We start from the raw sequence: 15,178 nt of genomic DNA, 5'->3' as shown, positions 1-15,178 counted from the left end.
GAGAGCATGACCGACCTCAGAATAGCCATCGCCGGAGCCGGCGGCCGCATGGGCGCCGCCAACATCCGCGCCGTCGCCGCCACCCCCGGCATGGTCGTCCATGCCGCCTTCGAGCGGCCCGGATCGCCGGCCATCGGCCGTGACGCCGGCGAGCTGGCGGGGCTCGGCGCATTGGGCGTCGTGGTCGGCGACGACCCGGAGGCGGCGGTCGGCGGCGCCGACGCCATCATCGATTTCACCGGTCCGGCGGTCAGCGTGATGCTGGCCGAGCTCGCGGCGGCGCGCGGTCTGGTCGACATCATCGGCACCACCGGCTGCACGCGCGAGGAAGACTGGGCCATCGCCAAATCCGGCTCGGCCGGGGCGCGCATCGTCAAGACCGGCAATTTCTCGCTCGGCGTCAATCTGCTGGCGGGGCTGGTGAAGCAGGTGGCGCGTGCGCTGCCCGACTACGATGTCGAGGTGCTCGAAATGCACCACAACCGCAAGGTCGACGCACCCTCGGGCACGGCGCTGCTGCTGGGGCAGGCCGCCGCCGAGGGCCGCGAGGTGGATTTCGACGCCAACGCGGTGCGCTCGCGCGAGGGCCATACGGGCCCGCGCGTGCCCGGCAGCATCGGCTTTGCGACGCTGCGCGGCGGCAACGTCATCGGCGAGCATACGGTGCTGTTCGTGGGCGACACCGAGCGCATCGAGATCGTGCATCGCGCCACCGACCGCGGCATGTTCGCGGCGGGCGCGGTGCGGGCGGCGCTGTGGGCCAGGGACCAGCCGCCGGGATTTTACGACATGGCCGACGTGCTCGGCCTCAAGGAGTAGTGCACATGGCCGGAACGCTGATCCTCGTCCGTCACGGACAGAGCGAGTGGAACCTCAAGAATCTGTTCACCGGCTGGAAGAACCCCGACCTCACCGAGCAGGGCATCGCCGAGGCACGCGCCGCCGGAAAGCGGCTCAAGGCGGCCGGCTACACGCCAACGGTGTTCTACACCTCGGCGCTGAAGCGGGCGCAGCACACGCTCGATCTGATCCTCGAAGAACTCGGCATCGTCAATTTGGTGATCACCCGCGACCAGGCGCTGAACGAGCGCGACTATGGCGACCTCGCCGGCCTCAACAAGGACGACGCGCGGGCGAAATGGGGCGAGGAGCAGGTGCTGGTCTGGCGCCGCTCCTATGACGTGCCGCCGCCGGGCGGGGAATCGCTCAAGGACACCGCCACCAGAACGCTGCCCTACTACGACAAGCACATCCTGCCGCAGGTCGAGGCGGGCGAGACGGTGCTGGTCGCCGCGCACGGCAATTCGCTGCGCTCGATGGTGATGGCGATCGAGGGGCTGACGCCCGACGAGATCCTGAAGCGCGAGCTGGCCACCGGCGAGCCGGTGATCTACCGCATCGGCAAGAGCGGCAAGCTCAAGGAAAAAGTGGCGCTGTAAGGCCCTCACCCGGCCGCTGCGCGGCCACCCTCTCCCCCAAGGGGGAGAGGGGAGGATGGAACCGCAGGCACGGCAGTCGGGACTCCCCTCTCCCCTCCGGGGAGAGGGTGCCTTGCGCAGCAAGGCGGGTGAGGGCCGCCTGTTCTTCCTACGCCGCTACCCCCGCTTCCCAGCCCAGGATCGCGCGCTTGCGCGGCACGCCCCAATGATAGCCGGTCAGCGCCCCGGTGGAACCCAGCACGCGGTGGCAGGGCACGACGAATGAAATGGGGTTCTTGCCGACGGCGGCGCCGACCGCGCGCGAGGCGCTGGGCCGACCGATATGGGCGGCGACGCTCTGGTAGGTGGTCGCCTTGCCCACCGGAATTTTGAGCAGCGTCTCCCACACCGAGACCTCGAAATCGGTGCCGATCAGCACCACCTTCACCGGCCGGTCGGCGTGCCATTGCGCCGGATCGAAGACCCGGGCGGCCACCGGTGCCACCCGGGCGTCGTCGCGCCGGAACCGCGCCTTCGGCCAGCGCGCCCGCAGATCCTCGAACGCCGCCTCGATGCTCATTTGCGCATCGGCGAAGCCGAGCCCGGCGAGGCCGTATTCGGTGACCACCAGCACCGCCGTGCCGAACGGCGAGGGCGCGGCGCCCCAGACCATGGCGAGGCCCTCGCCCTTCTGCCGGAAGGCGCCGGGCGGCATGGCCTCGTGCGCGACGAACAGGTCGTGCAGGCGCGAGGTGGAGCTGAGGCCGACCGCGTAGGTGGTCGACAGCACGCTGCTGCGGTCGGCCAGGAGCCGCCGCGCATGGTCGAGCGCCACCGCCTGGGCGAAGCTCTTGGGCGTCAGCCCGCACCAGCGGCGGAAGAGATCGGTGAGCTGCCGCTCGCTCAGCCCGAGCGAGCGCGCGAAGCGGTCGAGATCGAGGTCCTCGGCGCCGGTTTCGCTGATATGGGCGATGGCGGCGCGCACGGCCTCGTAGTCGTCGGCGGGGGTGAACATCTGGTGCTCTGTCATGATGGCCATGACATAGGCCTCCGCGCCCGCGGACGCGACCCGGTTTTGACGGCCCCGCAAGGGCCGCCGCGTCAGACCCGCGATTTGCGCAGGGCGGTGCCGAACACCTTGCTCAGGCTCAGCTTTTCGTCGGCGCTGAGGAAGGCGCCGAGCGGCACCTTCTTGCTGTCGGCCTTGAGCCAGAGGGCGGTGACGCGCTCGTTGTAGTCGCGGTCGACGAGGAATTTCACCGCCTTGGGGGTGAAATTCAGCACCTCCTCGCCGCCCTTGGCGTCGACCTTCTTGAGCTCGAGCGCCGTCGGCCACAGGGTGATCACCTCATAGGCCTTGCCGCCGCGCATCGAAATGGTCAGCGCCGCCCAGATGGCGAGGACGTCGAGCCCCATGAAGCCCACCACCGGCCAGGCGCCGGCGAGGTAGAAGACCAGGCCCGGCACCAGCGCCAGCGCCGCCACCAGCCCGATCACCACGCGCTTGCCGGCGGGCGTCAGCGAGCGGTGCGGCGTCAGGGTCGCGGCGAAAAGCGGCTTGGCTTGAGTTTTGGTCGACATCACGCTGACTATAGACCCCGAATCGGAGTGCTGAAAATGGCGAAGGCGCCTGTCCGGCGATCAACTCAACGTCTGACGCCGGCAGAAGTTGAGGCGGTATTTGCGGCTTTTGCACGCCATAACCCCGAGCCCAAGGGCGAACTGGTCGCCACCAACCCCTTCACCCTGCTGGTGGCGGTGGTGCTCTCGGCGCAGGCGACCGATGCCGGGGTCAACAAGGCGACGCCGGCGCTGTTCAAGCTGGCGGACACGCCGCAAAAGATGGTGAAGCTCGGGGTGGAGCGGATCACCGAGCTGGTCAAGAGCATCGGCCTTTACCGCACCAAGGCGAAAAACGTCTTCGCCCTGAGCCAGATCCTGGTCGACAGGTTCGGCGGCGAGGTGCCGGCCGACCGCGAAGCGCTGGAATCGCTGCCCGGCGTCGGCCGCAAGACCGCCAATGTGGTGCTCAACATCGCTTTCCGGCAGCCGACCATCGCGGTCGACACACATCTGTTCCGGGTTGCCAACCGCACCATGCTGGCGCCCGGCAAGACGCCGCTAGAGGTGGAAACCGGGCTGCTCGAGGTGGTGCCGCAGAAATATCTGCTGCACGCGCATCACTGGCTGATCCTACACGGGCGCTATGTGTGCAAGGCGCGCAAGCCGGAATGCTACCGCTGCATCATCGCCGAATGGTGCCGGTTCGAGCCGAAGACGCCGCCGCCGAAGGACTGGGACGGGGCGCCGGTCTAGGCGCCCTCCCCGCGAAACACGGCGCCGCCACGGTTGCGCGCGCCCCTGATCCCCGCTATCTCCGCGCCGGACCAACAGTTCAGGGCGGCCGATGGCTGACACACAGTTCGACGTGCTCACCATCGGCAACGCGATCGTCGACGTGATCGCCCCGATCGATCCGGGTTTCCTCGAGCGCGAGGGCATGGCCGAGGGCATCATGCATCTCGTCGACGCCGAGCGCTCGGCCTATCTCTACGAGCGCATGCCCGGGCAGAAACGCCAGGTTTCCGGCGGCTCGTCGGCCAATACGGCGGCGGGCGTCGCCAGCTTCGGCGGCCGCGCGGCATTCATCGGCAAGGTGGCGGCCGATCCGCTGGGCGACGTGTTCGCCGACGATCTGCGGCAGATCGGCGTGCACTATTCCATCGGCCGGCTCGGCGAGGGGCCGGCCACGGCGCGCTCGATGATCCTGGTGTCGCCGGGCGGCGAGCGCACCATGAACACCTATCTGGGCGCCTGCCAGCAGCTCACCACCGCCGACATCAAGGAAGCCGAGATCGGCGCCGCGGCGGTGACTTATATGGAGGGCTATCTGTGGGACCCGCCGGAGGCCAAGAAGGCGTTCGTGCTGGCGTCGCATTATGCCCACAAGCATGAGCGGCCGACGGCCTTCACCCTCAGCGACCCGTTCTGCGTCAACCGCTACCGCGAGGAATTCCTCGACCTGATGCGGTCGAAAACCATCGACTACGTCTTCGCCAACATCGAGGAGGCCAAGGCGCTGTACCAGACCGACAGCCTGCACGAGGCGGTGCAGCAGATCGCCCGGGATTGCGACCTCGCCGCCGTGACCATGGGAGCGCAGGGCGCCATGGCGGTGCACAATGGCGAGATCGTCACGGTGCCGGCCTTTCCGGTGCCGCAGGTGGTGGACGCGACCGGCGCCGGCGATCTGTTCGCTTCGGGCTTCCTCCTGGCCCTGGCGCGCGGGCGCGACCTCACGACGGCGCTCGCCGCCGGCTGCCTCGCCGCCAGCGAGGTGATCTCGCATATCGGCGCTCGCCCGATCCGCGCCCTCGACCAGATGGCGCTGGAACATACGGTCGGGATCTAGCCGCCGGCTGGGAGCGCGGCCTCAGCCGGCGCTGCCCCCGATGCCGCCGGTTCCTCCCGTCCCGCCGGTGCCGCCACGGCCACCCGTCCCGCCGGTTCCGAACATGCCGCCGTTCCCACCGGCGCCGCCGATTCCGCCGGTGCCACCATTGCCACCGTTGCCACCGGTGCCGGCATCGCCGCCCCTGCCGCCGTCGCCACCAGTGCCGCCGGCACCCCCGGTGCCCCCGGCGCCGGCCGCGCTACCGCCCGTTCCACCCGTGCCGGCACCGCCAAGGCCGGCGCCATTGCCGCCAGCGCCTCCCGTGCCACCGGTGCCGGCGTCACCGCCCTTGCCGCCGGTGCCACCGATGCCGCCATTCGTGCCGGCGCCACCCTGGCCGCCGGCCTTGCCGCCGGTGCCGCCATTCGCGCCGGCGCCACCCTGGCCACCGGCCGCGCCGCCCATGCCACCCGTGCCGGCGGCGCCCAGGCCGCCACCATTGCCGCCGCTGCCCCCGGCGCCGCCAGTGCCGCCATGTCCGGCCATCGCGCCATTGCCGCCTGCCGCCGCGGGACCACCCGTGCCACCCGTGCCGCCGGTATTGCCCATGCCGAACATCATGCCCATCAGGCCGCCGAAGCCGCCGGAACCCATGGCGCTGCCGCTCATCGGCGAACCCATATGGCCGGCATCGCCGATAGCGACGCCGTCGGGCGCGGCGGCCGCCCCGCCGGCCGTGCAATTGGCGGCGTGCAGCGCCGGGTCGGACAGCATCCAGCCCAGGCAGTCGACGAAATGCCGGATCTGCGTCTTGTCGGCGGCCGCGGCCGGCCCGGTGACGGTCAGGGCGCCGAGCAATACGGCGCCAACGGCAAGCGCCTTCGGCGCGTTCGATGCAAAGGTCATAAGCAATCTCCTCTCGGCCCCACCTAAAGGCCAAGCGAAAGATCGTTCAAGACACTTACCGATCACGCAAATGCGCCGGGCCCGCGAGCGGCCTAGACGCGGCGGAGCTGGACCTCGGCCACCGCGTGGTTGCCGGCCTTCTTGAGGATGAGGTCGGCGCGGCCGCGGGTGGGCAGGATGTTGTCGCGCAGATTCGGCAGGTTGATGCTGTCCCAGGCCTGCAGGGCGAACTTCTCCGCCTCGGCGGCAGGCATCTCGGCGAGCCGGCGGAAGAAGCTCTTGGGGTCGGTGAAGGCGCTCTCGCGCAGGGCGCGGAAGCGCACCATGAACCAGTCGCGCAGATCGGCCTCGTCGGCGTCGATATAGATGGAAAAGTCGATAAAATCCGAAGCGAACAGGATCGGCCGGCCGGTGCGCGGCAATTCCCCCGGCTGCAGGATGTTGAGGCCTTCGACGATGAGGATGTCGGGCCGGTCGACGGTGATGAACTGGTCGGGCAGCACGTCGTAGATGAGGTGCGAATAGACCGGCACCCTGACCTCGGCCTTGCCCGATTTGATGTCGGAGAGGAAGGCCAGCAGCGCGGCGCGGTCGTAGCTTTCGGGGAAGCCCTTGCGCTCGGCGAGCCGACGCTCCTCCAGAACGGCGTTCGGCAGCAGGAAGCCGTCGGTGGTGATGAGGTCGACCTTGGGCGAGGTGCGCCAGCGCTGCAGCAGGGCGCGCAGGATGCGCGAGGTGGTCGACTTGCCCGACGCCACCGAGCCGGCGACACCGATGATGAAGGGCACCTTGGTATCCTCGGTGCCGAGGAACCGCGTCGAGACGCGATGCACCGCCTGCGCCGCCTCGACATAGAACGAGATGAGGCGGCTCAGCGGCAGGTAGATCTGCTCGGCCTCGGTCAGCGAGATCGGATCGGTCAGCGCGCGCAGCCGCTCGATGTCGGCGGCGGTGAGCGTCATCGGCTCGCCGTCGCGGTATTTCGCCCATTCGGCCTTGGAGAAGCGGTGATAGGGGTTGAGGTCGAGCTTGCGCTTTTCGGTCATCTACTTGGTCCGCGAGGCCTTTTCGGCAAGGCCGGATTGTCCGGTTCTGCGTTCGAGCTCGGCCAGCACCTGGGCGAGCGGCACATCGGCGGCGCGCAGCAGCACCAGCAGATGATAGATCACGTCGGCCGCCTCGCCGGTGAGCCCGGCAGTGTCGCGCGACACGGCGGCGACGATGGCCTCCACCGCCTCCTCGCCGAACTTGCGGGCGCAGCGGTCGACGCCGTCGCGCAACAGCTTGGCGGTGTAGCTTTCGTCGGGCGAGGCCTTGGCCCGTTCGGCCAGGCGCGCGTCGAGCTCTGCGATTGAGAACGCCATTTCAGTCGAACCTCGTTTCAGTCGAGCCGCATGGGGATGCCGTGTTCGGCGAGATACGCCTTCGCCTCGGCGATGGTGAAGGTGCCGAAATGGAAGATCGAGGCGGCGAGCACGGCGTTGGCGTGGCCGATGCGGACGCCGTCGACCAAATCGTCGAGCGAGCCGACGCCGCCCGAGGCGATCACCGGCACGTGCACGGCGTCGGCGATGGTGCGGGTCAGCTCGAGGTCGAAGCCCGCCTTGGTGCCGTCGCGGTCCATCGAGGTCACCAGCAATTCGCCGGCGCCGCGCTGCACCATGCGCACGGCGAACTCCACCGCGTCGAGCCCGGTAGGGTTGCGGCCGCCATGGGTGAACACCTCCCAGTCGGAGCGGTTGGCGCCGCCGACACTGACGGTCTGGCGGCGGCGCGCATCGACCGAAACGACGATGCACTGGTCGCCGAACTTGTCGGCAGCGCGCTCGACGAAATCGGGGTCGTTCACCGCCGCGGTGTTGATCGACACCTTGTCGGCGCCGCTGAGCAGGAGCTTCCTGATATCCTCGATGGTGCGCACGCCGCCGCCCACCGTCACCGGCATGAAGCATTGCTCGGCGGTGCGTGCCACCACGTCGAAGATGGTGTCGCGGTTTTCGGCGCTGGCGGTGATGTCGAGAAAGCAGAGCTCGTCGGCGCCCGCCGCGTCGTAGGCGATCGCCGCCGCCACCGGATCGCCGGCGTCGACGAGGTCGACGAACTGCACGCCTTTCACGACGCGTCCATCTTTGACATCCAAACACGGAATGATGCGGGTCTTGAGTGTCATTTGGCCCTGGATTTGCGGCGCAGGGTGGCAACCAGCGCGAAGACGAACGAGAACAGCCAGAAGATGGCGGCGAAGGCGACCAGCAGCAAGACCGGCGCCGGCAGCCAGGCGCTGAGCGTCGCATAGCCGAGCGCGAGGATGACCGCCAGCGCCAGCGCGTAATAGAGGAAATTGATCCGCGCCGTCGAGGCCGTCGCCACGCCGGCCCGGCGGCGGACATAGGCGTTCCAGGCGATCATCAGCACCACCAGCCAGAGCGCCGCGGCGAGCGCGCCCATGGGCAGCGACACCGCGGCGAGGCTTTTCAGCCCGAACGGCAGCGGCCAGAGGGCGAAGACCGCAATCGCCGCCAGCGCCAGCCAGTAGGCGCGCATGCGGAACCGCCCGACCGGCGGGGCGCCCGTGGGGTCCTGGCTCGATGCGTCCTGACTCATGGCCGCCGGCTCCGGGCGAACAGGTGGATACCCAGCACCACGGCCCAGGCAAGAATGGCAACGACCCCGAGCGGCAGGCTCGCCAGCATCAGCCAGCCGAGCACGCCCAGCGTATAGAGGGTTTCGCCATAATCGGTGCCGGCGATGAGGCAGGGATGGGCCGAGCCCTCGTCGAGCCGGCAGCCATTGGCCGAGGCCACCATGCCGGCCAGGGTGACGCTGAGCACCGGCAGCGCCGCCAGCAGCACGATCCCCGCCAGCACGACGAGATAGATCGGCCAGGGAAAGCGGCGCCGCGACGGGGCCGGCGTGCTGCTCACGCCGGCACGCCCTTGAGCAGCGCCAGCGCCGCCGCAGGGTCGATGCGGCCGTCATAGAGGGCGCGGCCGGTGATGGCGCCGGCGAGGATGCGGCAGTCGGGCCGGCTCAGTCGCTCGATATCGGCCATCGAGGCGAGGCCGCCCGAGGCGATCACCGGAATGGAGACGGCGCGGGCGAGCGCCAGGGTGCCATCCCAATTGATGCCGCTCAGCACGCCGTCGCGGTCGATGTCGGTATAGATGATGGCAGCAACGCCGGCGCCCTCGAAGCGCTGGGCCAGCTCGATGGCCGTCAGCTCGGAGGTTTCGGCCCAGCCTTCGACCGCCACCCTGCCGCCGCGCGCGTCGATGCCGACGGCGATGCGGCCGGGGAATTTTCGCGCGGCTTCCCGGACCAGGTCCGGGTCGCGCAGCGCCACGGTGCCGAGGATCACCCGGCTCAGACCCTTGCCGAGCCAACCCTCGACGTGGGCGAGGGTACGGATGCCGCCGCCGAGCTGCACCGGCATCTTGACCGCAGCGAGGATAGCCTCGATGGCGCGGCTGTTGCGGCTCTCGCCGGCAAGGGCGCCGTCGAGGTCAACGACGTGCAGGTACTCGAACCCCTGCGCCTCGAACAGTTTCGCCTGCGCCGCCGGATCGTCGTTGAACACCGTCGCCTGCGCCATGTCGCCGAGCTTCAGCCGCACCGCCTGCCCGGCCTTGAGGTCGATGGCGGGGAAGAGGATCACGATGCGCCTCCGGGAAAGGCCACGGAGGACGCATCGGCCCGCATCGTCATTCCCGCGAAAGCGGGAATCCAGACGGAGCTTTCGGACGTCCGCGAGCCTGGTCTGGATTCCCGCTTTCGCGGGAATGACGTTGGGATGACGTCGAAACTCATCATCGTCACGGCCGCCACTCCAGGAAATTCTCGATCAGGGTCAGGCCGAGGGTCTGGCTCTTTTCCGGGTGGAACTGCGTTCCGAACAGATTGTCGCGGCCGACGCAGGCGGTGACCTGCTGGCCGTATTCGGCGACGGCGAAGAGCTGGCGGTCGTCGGCGGTGACGAGATGGTAGGAGTGGACGAAATAGGCGTGCAGCCCGGCCTCGCCGTCGGGGATGTTGGCCAGCAGCGGGTGGGGTTGCGTGATGCGCAGCGTGTTCCAGCCCATATGCGGCACCTTGAGGCCGCCGCGCGGCTCGAGCCGCACCACCGGCCCCATGATCCAGTTGAGGCCGGCGAAGACGCCCTTCTCGTGGCCTTCGGTGGCCATCAATTGCATGCCGACGCAGATGCCGAGGAACGGCGCGCCGCCCTGGATCACGCGCTCGTCCAGCGCCTGGCGCATGCCGCGCACCGCCAGCAGCCCGTTCATGCAGTCCTCGAAGGCGCCGACGCCCGGCAGCACGATGCGGTCGGCGCGGCGCACGACATCCGGGTCGGCGGTGACGGCGACGTCGGCGTCGGCGCGCAGCGCCCTGACCGAGCGCTCGAAGGCTTTGGCGGCCGAGCGCAGATTGCCCGAGCCGTAGTCGATGATGGCGACGCTGGCTGTCATTTCGGGCCGGCCGTGACCGCCAGATAGTCGTGCGTCGCGAGATCCTCGCCGCTCGCCACCACGTCGCCGCGCCAGACGAAGCCGCGGGCCAGGAGCCCGTCGCGGCGGAAGGCCGGCGCCTCGAAGCCGAGGAACAGCGCCACCAGCGCATAGAGCGCGACGGCGGCGTCGGGGCCGATGACGCGCGACACGTAGGCCAGGCCCAGCACCAGCGCGATCCAGAACACCAGCAGCAGCCACAGCCCGTTGAACAGCGCGAACAGCGGGGTGAACAGCATCGCCGTCCAGGAGAAGCGGTCGGCCACCGCCACCGGCAGCACGGGCCGGGGCGCGCGGTTCTTTGCCGCCTTCCCTTGCGGTTTTTCGAAGATAGAGTAGACGGTCATGGCACCGCCTTAGAGCAAATCAGCCGCGCATGGAAGCGAGGCGCGCGCCGGGCAGGTTTTGATGGAGACGACGAGCATGGCCACCCCGAGCAACAGCCCCGCGCCCACCGAGCCCCGGGAAACCCCGAGCCAGGGCATCTTCATCGGCCGGCTGGCCCTGGTGCTGTTCATTTTCGCCGTCGCCGTCGCCGCTTTCGGCCTCTACGCCGGCGCCAGCCACGGCTGGCAGTAAGCCGCGGACGGCGCCCTCGCCGGGCCGCTACGGGGCAGACTGACCAAAACTCCGAGTTCTCCCCTGCTCTCCCTTCCGGGGAGAGGGTGCCTCGCATGGCGAGGCGCGTGAGAGCCTACAGCGTCCCCTTGGTCGACGGAATCCGGTCCTTGGCCCGGGGATCGATCTCCACCGCATCGCGCAGCGCCCGCGCCAGCGCCTTGAACGCCGATTCGGCGATGTGGTGGTTGTTGTCGCCATACGGCGTTTCGACGTGCAGCGTGATCCCGGCATTCATGGCAAAGGCCTGGAACCACTCGCGAAACAGCTCGGTGTCCATGTCGCCGACCTTGTCGCGGCTGAACTCCACCTGCCAGACGAGGAACGGCCGGCCGGACACGTCGAGCGCCACCCGGGTCAGCGTGCCGTCCATCACCAGGTCGGCGCTGGCGTAGCGGCGGATGCCTTTCTTGTCGCCCAGCGCCTTTTTGACCGCCTCGCCCAGCGCGATGCCGACATCCTCGGCGGTGTGGTGGAAATCGATGTGCAGGTCGCCCTTGGCCCGCACGTCGATGTCGATCAGCGAGTGCTTGGACAATTGGTCCAGCATGTGGTCGAGAAAGCCGATGCCGGTCTCGATGTCGTAGACGCCGGTGCCGTCGAGGTTCACCGCCACGACGATGTCGGTCTCGTTGGTCTTTCTTTTGATCTCCGCGCGGCGCATGCCCTAACCTCGATGTCATCGGTGCGGCAGGTTCATCGGCAAAAGGCGATGATTGAATTCCGGCAACAGCACCCTAAATACGGAAAAATCCTTTTGGAGTGTTGAATGCCCACAAACAACGACTTTCCGGGCTGGCACGGCACCACCATCGTCTCGGTGCGCAAGGGCAACAAGGTTGTCATTGCCGGCGACGGGCAGGTCAGCGTCGGCAATACGGTGATGAAGCACCACGCGCGCAAGGTGCGGCGGCTGGCCGGCGACAAGGTGATCGGCGGCTTTGCCGGCGCCACCGCCGACGCCTTCACCCTGTTCGAGCGGCTCGAGAAAAAGCTCGAGCAATACCCCGACCAGCTGATGCGCGCCGCGGTCGAGCTGGCCAAGGACTGGCGGACCGACCGCTATCTGCGCCATCTCGAGGCGATGATGATCGTCGCCGACAAGACCGACACGCTGGTCCTGACCGGCAATGGCGACGTGCTGACGCCCGACCACGGCGTCATCGCCATCGGCTCGGGCGGCAATTACGCGCAGAGCGCGGCGCTGGCGCTGGCCGACAACACTGATCTCGACGCCGAGACCATCGCCCGCAAGGCGATGAAGATCGCCGCCGAAATCTGCATCTATACCAACGAGAACGTGACGCTCGAAGCGATCGAGCTCTGAGGAGCGGGATCAGGAAAAGTTGCAGACTTTTCCGGTTCGATCCCGCGACAGATAGAGGACTATCATGCTGAATGAACCCAACAGCCCGGCCGGCTACGGCGGGAATGACGACGCGCTTCACCCCGAAGGCGTCCGGAAAGGCGGATCGATGGCTGAAAATCTCTCCCCCCGGCAGATCGTGGCCGAGCTCGACCGCTACATCGTCGGCCAGACCGACGCCAAGCGCGCCGTCGCCGTGGCGCTGCGCAACCGTTGGCGGCGCCAGCAGCTCAGCGACGACCTCAAGCACGAGGTGACGCCCAAGAACATCCTGATGATCGGGCCGACCGGCGTCGGCAAGACCGAGATCTCGCGGCGTCTGGCGAAGCTCGCCCAGGCCCCGTTCATCAAGGTCGAAGCCACCAAATTCACCGAGGTCGGCTATGTCGGCCGCGACGTGGAGCAGATGATCCGCGATTTGGTGGAAGCCGGCATTTCGGTGCTGCGCGATCTGCGCCGCGACGAGGTCAAGGCGCAGGCGCACCAGAACGCCGAAGAGCGCGTGCTCGACGCGCTGGTCGGTGCCAGCGCCGGCTCGGCGACCCGCGACAGCTTCCGCAAGAAGCTGCGCGCCGGCGAGCTCGACGACAAGGAGATCGAGGTCGAGGTCTCGGGCCAGCAGCCGCAGGGCGGCATGTTCGAGATTCCCGGCCAGCCCAACGTCATCAACATCCAGGACATGATCGGCAAGGCGCTCGGCGGCAAGCCGACCAAGCGCAAGGTCAAGGTCAAGGACAGCCACGCGCTGCTGATGGCCGACGAGGCGGACAAGCTGCTCGACCAGGACCAGCTGGTGCGCGAGGCGGTGGAGCTCAGCGAGAACCACGGCATCGTGTTCATCGACGAGATCGACAAGGTGGCCTCGGGCGGCAATTATTCCGGCCCGAGCCGCGAGGGCGTGCAGCGCGACCTGCTGCCGCTGATCGAAGGCACCACGGTCTCGACCAAATACGGGCCGGTCAAAACCGACCACATCCTGTTCATCGCCTCGGGCGCATTCCACGTCAGCAAGCCCTCGGACCTGCTGCCGGAGCTGCAGGGCCGCCTGCCGATCCGCGTCGAGCTCAAGGCGCTGAGCAAGGACGACCTCATCGGCATCCTCTCGGACACCGACGCCTCGCTGATCAAGCAGTATGTGGCGCTGATGGCGACCGAGGGGCTGACGCTCGACTTCACCAAAGACGGCATCGAGGCCATCGCCGACGCCGCCGTCAAGGTGAACTCGACGGTCGAGAACATCGGCGCCCGGCGGCTGCAGACCATCATGGAGCGGCTGGTCGAGGAGCTGAGCTTCGAGGCACCCGACAAGACGGGCGAAACCGTCACGATCGATCGCGCCTATGTGGGTGAAAAGGTCGGCAGGATGGCCGGCGACACCGACCTCAGCCGCTTCGTGCTGTAAGCACTGAAACACCGATTCAGACAAGGGCGGCGCCACGGCGTCGCCCTTGTCATTTCGACAGCCGGATTCGGCTGCCCTATCCTCGCCTGATCGCGGCACTACACTGGCGCGCATGAGACCGCTCGAACTCGCGCTGCTCGCCGCCGACCTGCTGACCCTGGTCCTGCTCGCGTTGCCGCGCCTGCGCCACACCTGCTGGCCGCTCGGCGCCGGCCTCCTCGCCGCGCTCCTTGCCATCGTCCAGCGCATCGTCGAGGGCGCGCGCTGGCAGATGCTGCCGGCCGATGTGCTGACGGCGCTGCTGCTGGTCGTGGCCTTCGTCTTCTGGCGCCGCCCCGCCGGCAGCAGAACGCCGCTCCGGCGCGTCGCGACCGGCCTCGTTCTTGCGCTGGCCGCGCTGCTCTTCGCCGTTGCGGCACTCCTGCCGGCGGCGTTGCCGATGTTCCGCTTTCCGGCGCCTTCCGGGCCCTATGCCGTCGGCACGCTGACCTATCATTGGGTCGACCGCAGCCGCGCCGATTTCGGCGCCCCGAACGCGCCGCGCGAGCTGATGGCGCAGATCTGGTATCCGGCCGTGCCCACGCCCGGCGCCGAGCACGATACCTACATCCAGGACGACATGCATTTCGGCCCGCTGCCGGGCACGCCGTTCCCGGCGATCTTTTCCAGCCACCTCAACCAGGTGCGCACCAACGCGCTGAAGGCGGCGCCGGCCGCCGCCGGCGGGCCGTTCCCGGTGCTGGTGTTTTCGCCCGGCGCCGAGGGCTTCCGCCAGCACAACACCTTCGAGGTCGAGAGCCTCGTGTCGCACGGCTACGCCGTCATCGGCATCGACCATCCGCGCGCCGCGCGCGAGGTGGTGTTTCCCGACGGCCGCTGTGTCGAATTCGACCCGCAACTGGTCGACGTGCCCCGCTTCCTGCGCGACGAGGCCTTCGGCGAGCGCATCTACAATTACCTCGCGGGCGACGTGTCGTTCGTGCTCGACCGGATGACGGCGCTCGACGCCGCCGATCCCAACGGCATCCTCACCGGGCGGCTCGATGTCGGCCGAGCCGGCATGCTCGGCGTGTCGCTCGGCGGCCTCGTGGGCGCCGAGGCCTGCCGCACCGATCCACGGCTCAAGGCCTGCCTGACCGAGGACGTATTCGTGCCGCGCGACGTGATCGCAGCCGGCCTCGCACAGCCGGCGATGTGGCTCGCCAGCGACGCCGCCAGCATGGCCCGGGAGGGCTGGCCGCAATGGGAGGTCGATCTGCACCAGCAGACCATGCGGGCGGCCTACGAGGCGGCGCGCGCCGACGCCTATTTCGTGCACGTGCCGGGGATGTTCCACCTCAATTTCACCGACTTCCCCTACACGCTGGCGACACCGATCGCGCGGGCGCTGCACCTCATCGGGCCGATCGACTGGCGGCGCGGCCACGACATTGTCGACGCCTATGCGCTCGCCTTCTTCGACCGTCACCTCAAGGCAAAGGACGCGCCGCTGCTCGCCGGCCCGTCACCGGCCTTCGCCGAAGTGAGTCTCGAGAGCCGCCACCCCTGACGGTTGCGTCCGCATCGGCG

The 15,178-nt window shown here is 68.6% G+C and carries 20 protein-coding genes; 8 read left to right on the top strand and 12 right to left on the bottom strand.

Annotated features, from left to right (window positions below; genetic code table 11):
• Positions 1–6: 6 nt before the first annotated feature.
• Both dapB and BGO82_RS17435 read left to right on the top strand, forming a co-directional pair.
• Complete coding sequence (gene dapB, locus BGO82_RS17440) at positions 7–819, top strand: 4-hydroxy-tetrahydrodipicolinate reductase (protein WP_291306898.1); 813 nt, start codon at positions 7–9, stop codon at positions 817–819.
• Between the two features lie 5 nt (positions 820–824).
• The gene (locus BGO82_RS17435; RefSeq protein WP_291306897.1) at positions 825–1,439 is read left to right on the top strand and encodes a 2,3-bisphosphoglycerate-dependent phosphoglycerate mutase; all 615 of its coding nucleotides are present in this window, start codon (positions 825–827) and stop codon (positions 1,437–1,439) included.
• 148 nt (positions 1,440–1,587) lie between these two features.
• On the opposite strand, the gene BGO82_RS17430 is transcribed toward BGO82_RS17435, so the two are convergent.
• Both BGO82_RS17430 and BGO82_RS17425 read right to left on the bottom strand, forming a co-directional pair.
• On the bottom strand, positions 1,588–2,457 hold the full coding sequence (locus BGO82_RS17430; RefSeq protein WP_291306896.1) for a bifunctional helix-turn-helix domain-containing protein/methylated-DNA--[protein]-cysteine S-methyltransferase: 870 nt from the start codon (positions 2,455–2,457) through the stop codon (positions 1,588–1,590).
• A 62-nt stretch (positions 2,458–2,519) separates the two neighbouring features.
• A complete protein-coding gene (locus BGO82_RS17425; RefSeq protein WP_291306895.1) occupies positions 2,520–2,999 on the bottom strand; it encodes a DUF2244 domain-containing protein in 480 nt (159 codons plus the stop codon).
• A 36-nt stretch (positions 3,000–3,035) separates the two neighbouring features.
• On the opposite strand from BGO82_RS17425, the gene nth reads away from it, so the two are divergent.
• Positions 3,036–3,734, top strand: coding sequence for an endonuclease III (gene nth, locus BGO82_RS17420; RefSeq protein ID WP_291306894.1), 699 nt, complete (start codon positions 3,036–3,038; stop codon positions 3,732–3,734).
• A 91-nt stretch (positions 3,735–3,825) separates the two neighbouring features.
• On the top strand, positions 3,826–4,830 hold the full coding sequence (locus BGO82_RS17415) for an adenosine kinase (protein WP_291306893.1): 1,005 nt from the start codon (positions 3,826–3,828) through the stop codon (positions 4,828–4,830).
• 21 nt (positions 4,831–4,851) lie between these two features.
• On the opposite strand, the gene BGO82_RS17410 is transcribed toward BGO82_RS17415, so the two are convergent.
• The 9 genes from BGO82_RS17410 to BGO82_RS17370 form a co-directional block, all read right to left on the bottom strand.
• Positions 4,852–5,718, bottom strand: coding sequence for a hypothetical protein (locus BGO82_RS17410; protein WP_291306892.1), 867 nt, complete (start codon positions 5,716–5,718; stop codon positions 4,852–4,854).
• Positions 5,719–5,810: 92 nt separating this feature from the next.
• Positions 5,811–6,764 carry a type I pantothenate kinase gene (gene coaA, locus BGO82_RS17405; RefSeq protein ID WP_291306891.1) on the bottom strand — a complete coding sequence of 318 codons (954 nt, stop codon included), beginning with the start codon at positions 6,762–6,764 and terminating at the stop codon, positions 5,811–5,813.
• Complete coding sequence (locus BGO82_RS17400) at positions 6,765–7,082, bottom strand: phosphoribosyl-ATP diphosphatase (protein ID WP_291306890.1); 318 nt, start codon at positions 7,080–7,082, stop codon at positions 6,765–6,767. It abuts the gene before it with no gap.
• 17 nt (positions 7,083–7,099) lie between these two features.
• On the bottom strand, positions 7,100–7,888 hold the full coding sequence (hisF, locus tag BGO82_RS17395; protein ID WP_291306889.1) for an imidazole glycerol phosphate synthase subunit HisF: 789 nt from the start codon (positions 7,886–7,888) through the stop codon (positions 7,100–7,102).
• Entirely contained in the window at positions 7,885–8,322 is a 438-nt protein-coding gene (locus tag BGO82_RS17390; protein ID WP_291306888.1) for a hypothetical protein, read from the bottom strand. The genes hisF and BGO82_RS17390 overlap by 4 nt, the downstream gene beginning before the upstream one ends.
• Positions 8,319–8,642: a hypothetical protein gene (locus BGO82_RS17385; RefSeq protein WP_291306887.1), complete on the bottom strand. Its 324-nt coding sequence runs from the start codon at positions 8,640–8,642 to the stop codon at positions 8,319–8,321. Before BGO82_RS17385 ends, BGO82_RS17390 begins: the two co-directional genes overlap by 4 nt.
• On the bottom strand, positions 8,639–9,373 hold the full coding sequence (gene hisA, locus BGO82_RS17380; protein WP_291306886.1) for a 1-(5-phosphoribosyl)-5-[(5-phosphoribosylamino)methylideneamino]imidazole-4-carboxamide isomerase: 735 nt from the start codon (positions 9,371–9,373) through the stop codon (positions 8,639–8,641). Before hisA ends, BGO82_RS17385 begins: the two co-directional genes overlap by 4 nt.
• A 157-nt stretch (positions 9,374–9,530) precedes the next feature.
• Positions 9,531–10,184 carry an imidazole glycerol phosphate synthase subunit HisH gene (gene hisH, locus BGO82_RS17375; protein WP_291306885.1) on the bottom strand — a complete coding sequence of 218 codons (654 nt, stop codon included), beginning with the start codon at positions 10,182–10,184 and terminating at the stop codon, positions 9,531–9,533.
• Positions 10,181–10,570, bottom strand: a complete 390-nt coding sequence (locus BGO82_RS17370) for a DUF2628 domain-containing protein (RefSeq protein ID WP_291306884.1) — start codon at positions 10,568–10,570, stop codon at positions 10,181–10,183. Before BGO82_RS17370 ends, hisH begins: the two co-directional genes overlap by 4 nt.
• Before the next feature lie 76 nt (positions 10,571–10,646).
• On the opposite strand from BGO82_RS17370, the gene BGO82_RS17365 reads away from it, so the two are divergent.
• Positions 10,647–10,802: a hypothetical protein gene (locus BGO82_RS17365; RefSeq protein ID WP_291306883.1), complete on the top strand. Its 156-nt coding sequence runs from the start codon at positions 10,647–10,649 to the stop codon at positions 10,800–10,802.
• A 115-nt stretch (positions 10,803–10,917) separates the two neighbouring features.
• On the opposite strand, the gene hisB is transcribed toward BGO82_RS17365, so the two are convergent.
• On the bottom strand, positions 10,918–11,505 hold the full coding sequence (gene hisB / locus BGO82_RS17360; RefSeq protein ID WP_291306882.1) for an imidazoleglycerol-phosphate dehydratase HisB: 588 nt from the start codon (positions 11,503–11,505) through the stop codon (positions 10,918–10,920).
• Between the two features lie 105 nt (positions 11,506–11,610).
• Here hisB and hslV point away from each other — a divergent pair, with 105 nt between their 5' ends.
• From hslV to BGO82_RS17345, 3 genes are all read left to right on the top strand, one after another.
• Positions 11,611–12,168: an ATP-dependent protease subunit HslV gene (hslV, locus tag BGO82_RS17355; protein WP_291306881.1), complete on the top strand. Its 558-nt coding sequence runs from the start codon at positions 11,611–11,613 to the stop codon at positions 12,166–12,168.
• A 148-nt stretch (positions 12,169–12,316) separates the two neighbouring features.
• Positions 12,317–13,609, top strand: coding sequence for an ATP-dependent protease ATPase subunit HslU (gene hslU / locus BGO82_RS17350; RefSeq protein ID WP_291306880.1), 1,293 nt, complete (start codon positions 12,317–12,319; stop codon positions 13,607–13,609).
• A 112-nt stretch (positions 13,610–13,721) separates the two neighbouring features.
• On the top strand, positions 13,722–15,158 hold the full coding sequence (locus BGO82_RS17345) for a hypothetical protein (protein ID WP_291306879.1): 1,437 nt from the start codon (positions 13,722–13,724) through the stop codon (positions 15,156–15,158).
• Positions 15,159–15,178: the final 20 nt, after the last annotated feature.

The organism is Devosia sp. 67-54 (genome assembly GCF_001899075.1).
Classification (GTDB): Bacteria; Pseudomonadota; Alphaproteobacteria; order Rhizobiales; family Devosiaceae; genus Devosia_A.
Note: the sequence above shows the minus strand (reverse complement) of the source record. Positions and strands in the feature narration are given on the sequence as shown.

Bases quoted from the DNA above. Each gene is read 5' to 3' on its own strand.
- dapB (WP_291306898.1), top strand. From the start codon at position 7: ATGACCGACCTCAGAATAGCCATCGCCGGAGCCGGCGGCCGCATGGGC.
- BGO82_RS17435 (WP_291306897.1), top strand. From the start codon at position 825: ATGGCCGGAACGCTGATCCTCGTCCGTCACGGACAGAGCGAGTGGAAC.
- BGO82_RS17430 (WP_291306896.1), bottom strand. From the start codon at position 2,457: ATGGCCATCATGACAGAGCACCAGATGTTCACCCCCGCCGACGACTAC.
- BGO82_RS17425 (WP_291306895.1), bottom strand. From the start codon at position 2,999: ATGTCGACCAAAACTCAAGCCAAGCCGCTTTTCGCCGCGACCCTGACG.
- nth (WP_291306894.1), top strand. From the start codon at position 3,036: ATGGCGAAGGCGCCTGTCCGGCGATCAACTCAACGTCTGACGCCGGCA.
- BGO82_RS17415 (WP_291306893.1), top strand. From the start codon at position 3,826: ATGGCTGACACACAGTTCGACGTGCTCACCATCGGCAACGCGATCGTC.
- BGO82_RS17410 (WP_291306892.1), bottom strand. From the start codon at position 5,718: ATGACCTTTGCATCGAACGCGCCGAAGGCGCTTGCCGTTGGCGCCGTA.
- coaA (WP_291306891.1), bottom strand. From the start codon at position 6,764: ATGACCGAAAAGCGCAAGCTCGACCTCAACCCCTATCACCGCTTCTCC.
- BGO82_RS17400 (WP_291306890.1), bottom strand. From the start codon at position 7,082: ATGGCGTTCTCAATCGCAGAGCTCGACGCGCGCCTGGCCGAACGGGCC.
- hisF (WP_291306889.1), bottom strand. From the start codon at position 7,888: ATGACACTCAAGACCCGCATCATTCCGTGTTTGGATGTCAAAGATGGA.
- BGO82_RS17390 (WP_291306888.1), bottom strand. From the start codon at position 8,322: ATGAGTCAGGACGCATCGAGCCAGGACCCCACGGGCGCCCCGCCGGTC.
- hisH (WP_291306885.1), bottom strand. From the start codon at position 10,184: ATGACAGCCAGCGTCGCCATCATCGACTACGGCTCGGGCAATCTGCGC.
- BGO82_RS17370 (WP_291306884.1), bottom strand. From the start codon at position 10,570: ATGACCGTCTACTCTATCTTCGAAAAACCGCAAGGGAAGGCGGCAAAG.
- BGO82_RS17365 (WP_291306883.1), top strand. From the start codon at position 10,647: ATGGCCACCCCGAGCAACAGCCCCGCGCCCACCGAGCCCCGGGAAACC.
- hisB (WP_291306882.1), bottom strand. From the start codon at position 11,505: ATGCGCCGCGCGGAGATCAAAAGAAAGACCAACGAGACCGACATCGTC.
- hslV (WP_291306881.1), top strand. From the start codon at position 11,611: ATGCCCACAAACAACGACTTTCCGGGCTGGCACGGCACCACCATCGTC.
- hslU (WP_291306880.1), top strand. From the start codon at position 12,317: ATGGCTGAAAATCTCTCCCCCCGGCAGATCGTGGCCGAGCTCGACCGC.
- BGO82_RS17345 (WP_291306879.1), top strand. From the start codon at position 13,722: ATGAGACCGCTCGAACTCGCGCTGCTCGCCGCCGACCTGCTGACCCTG.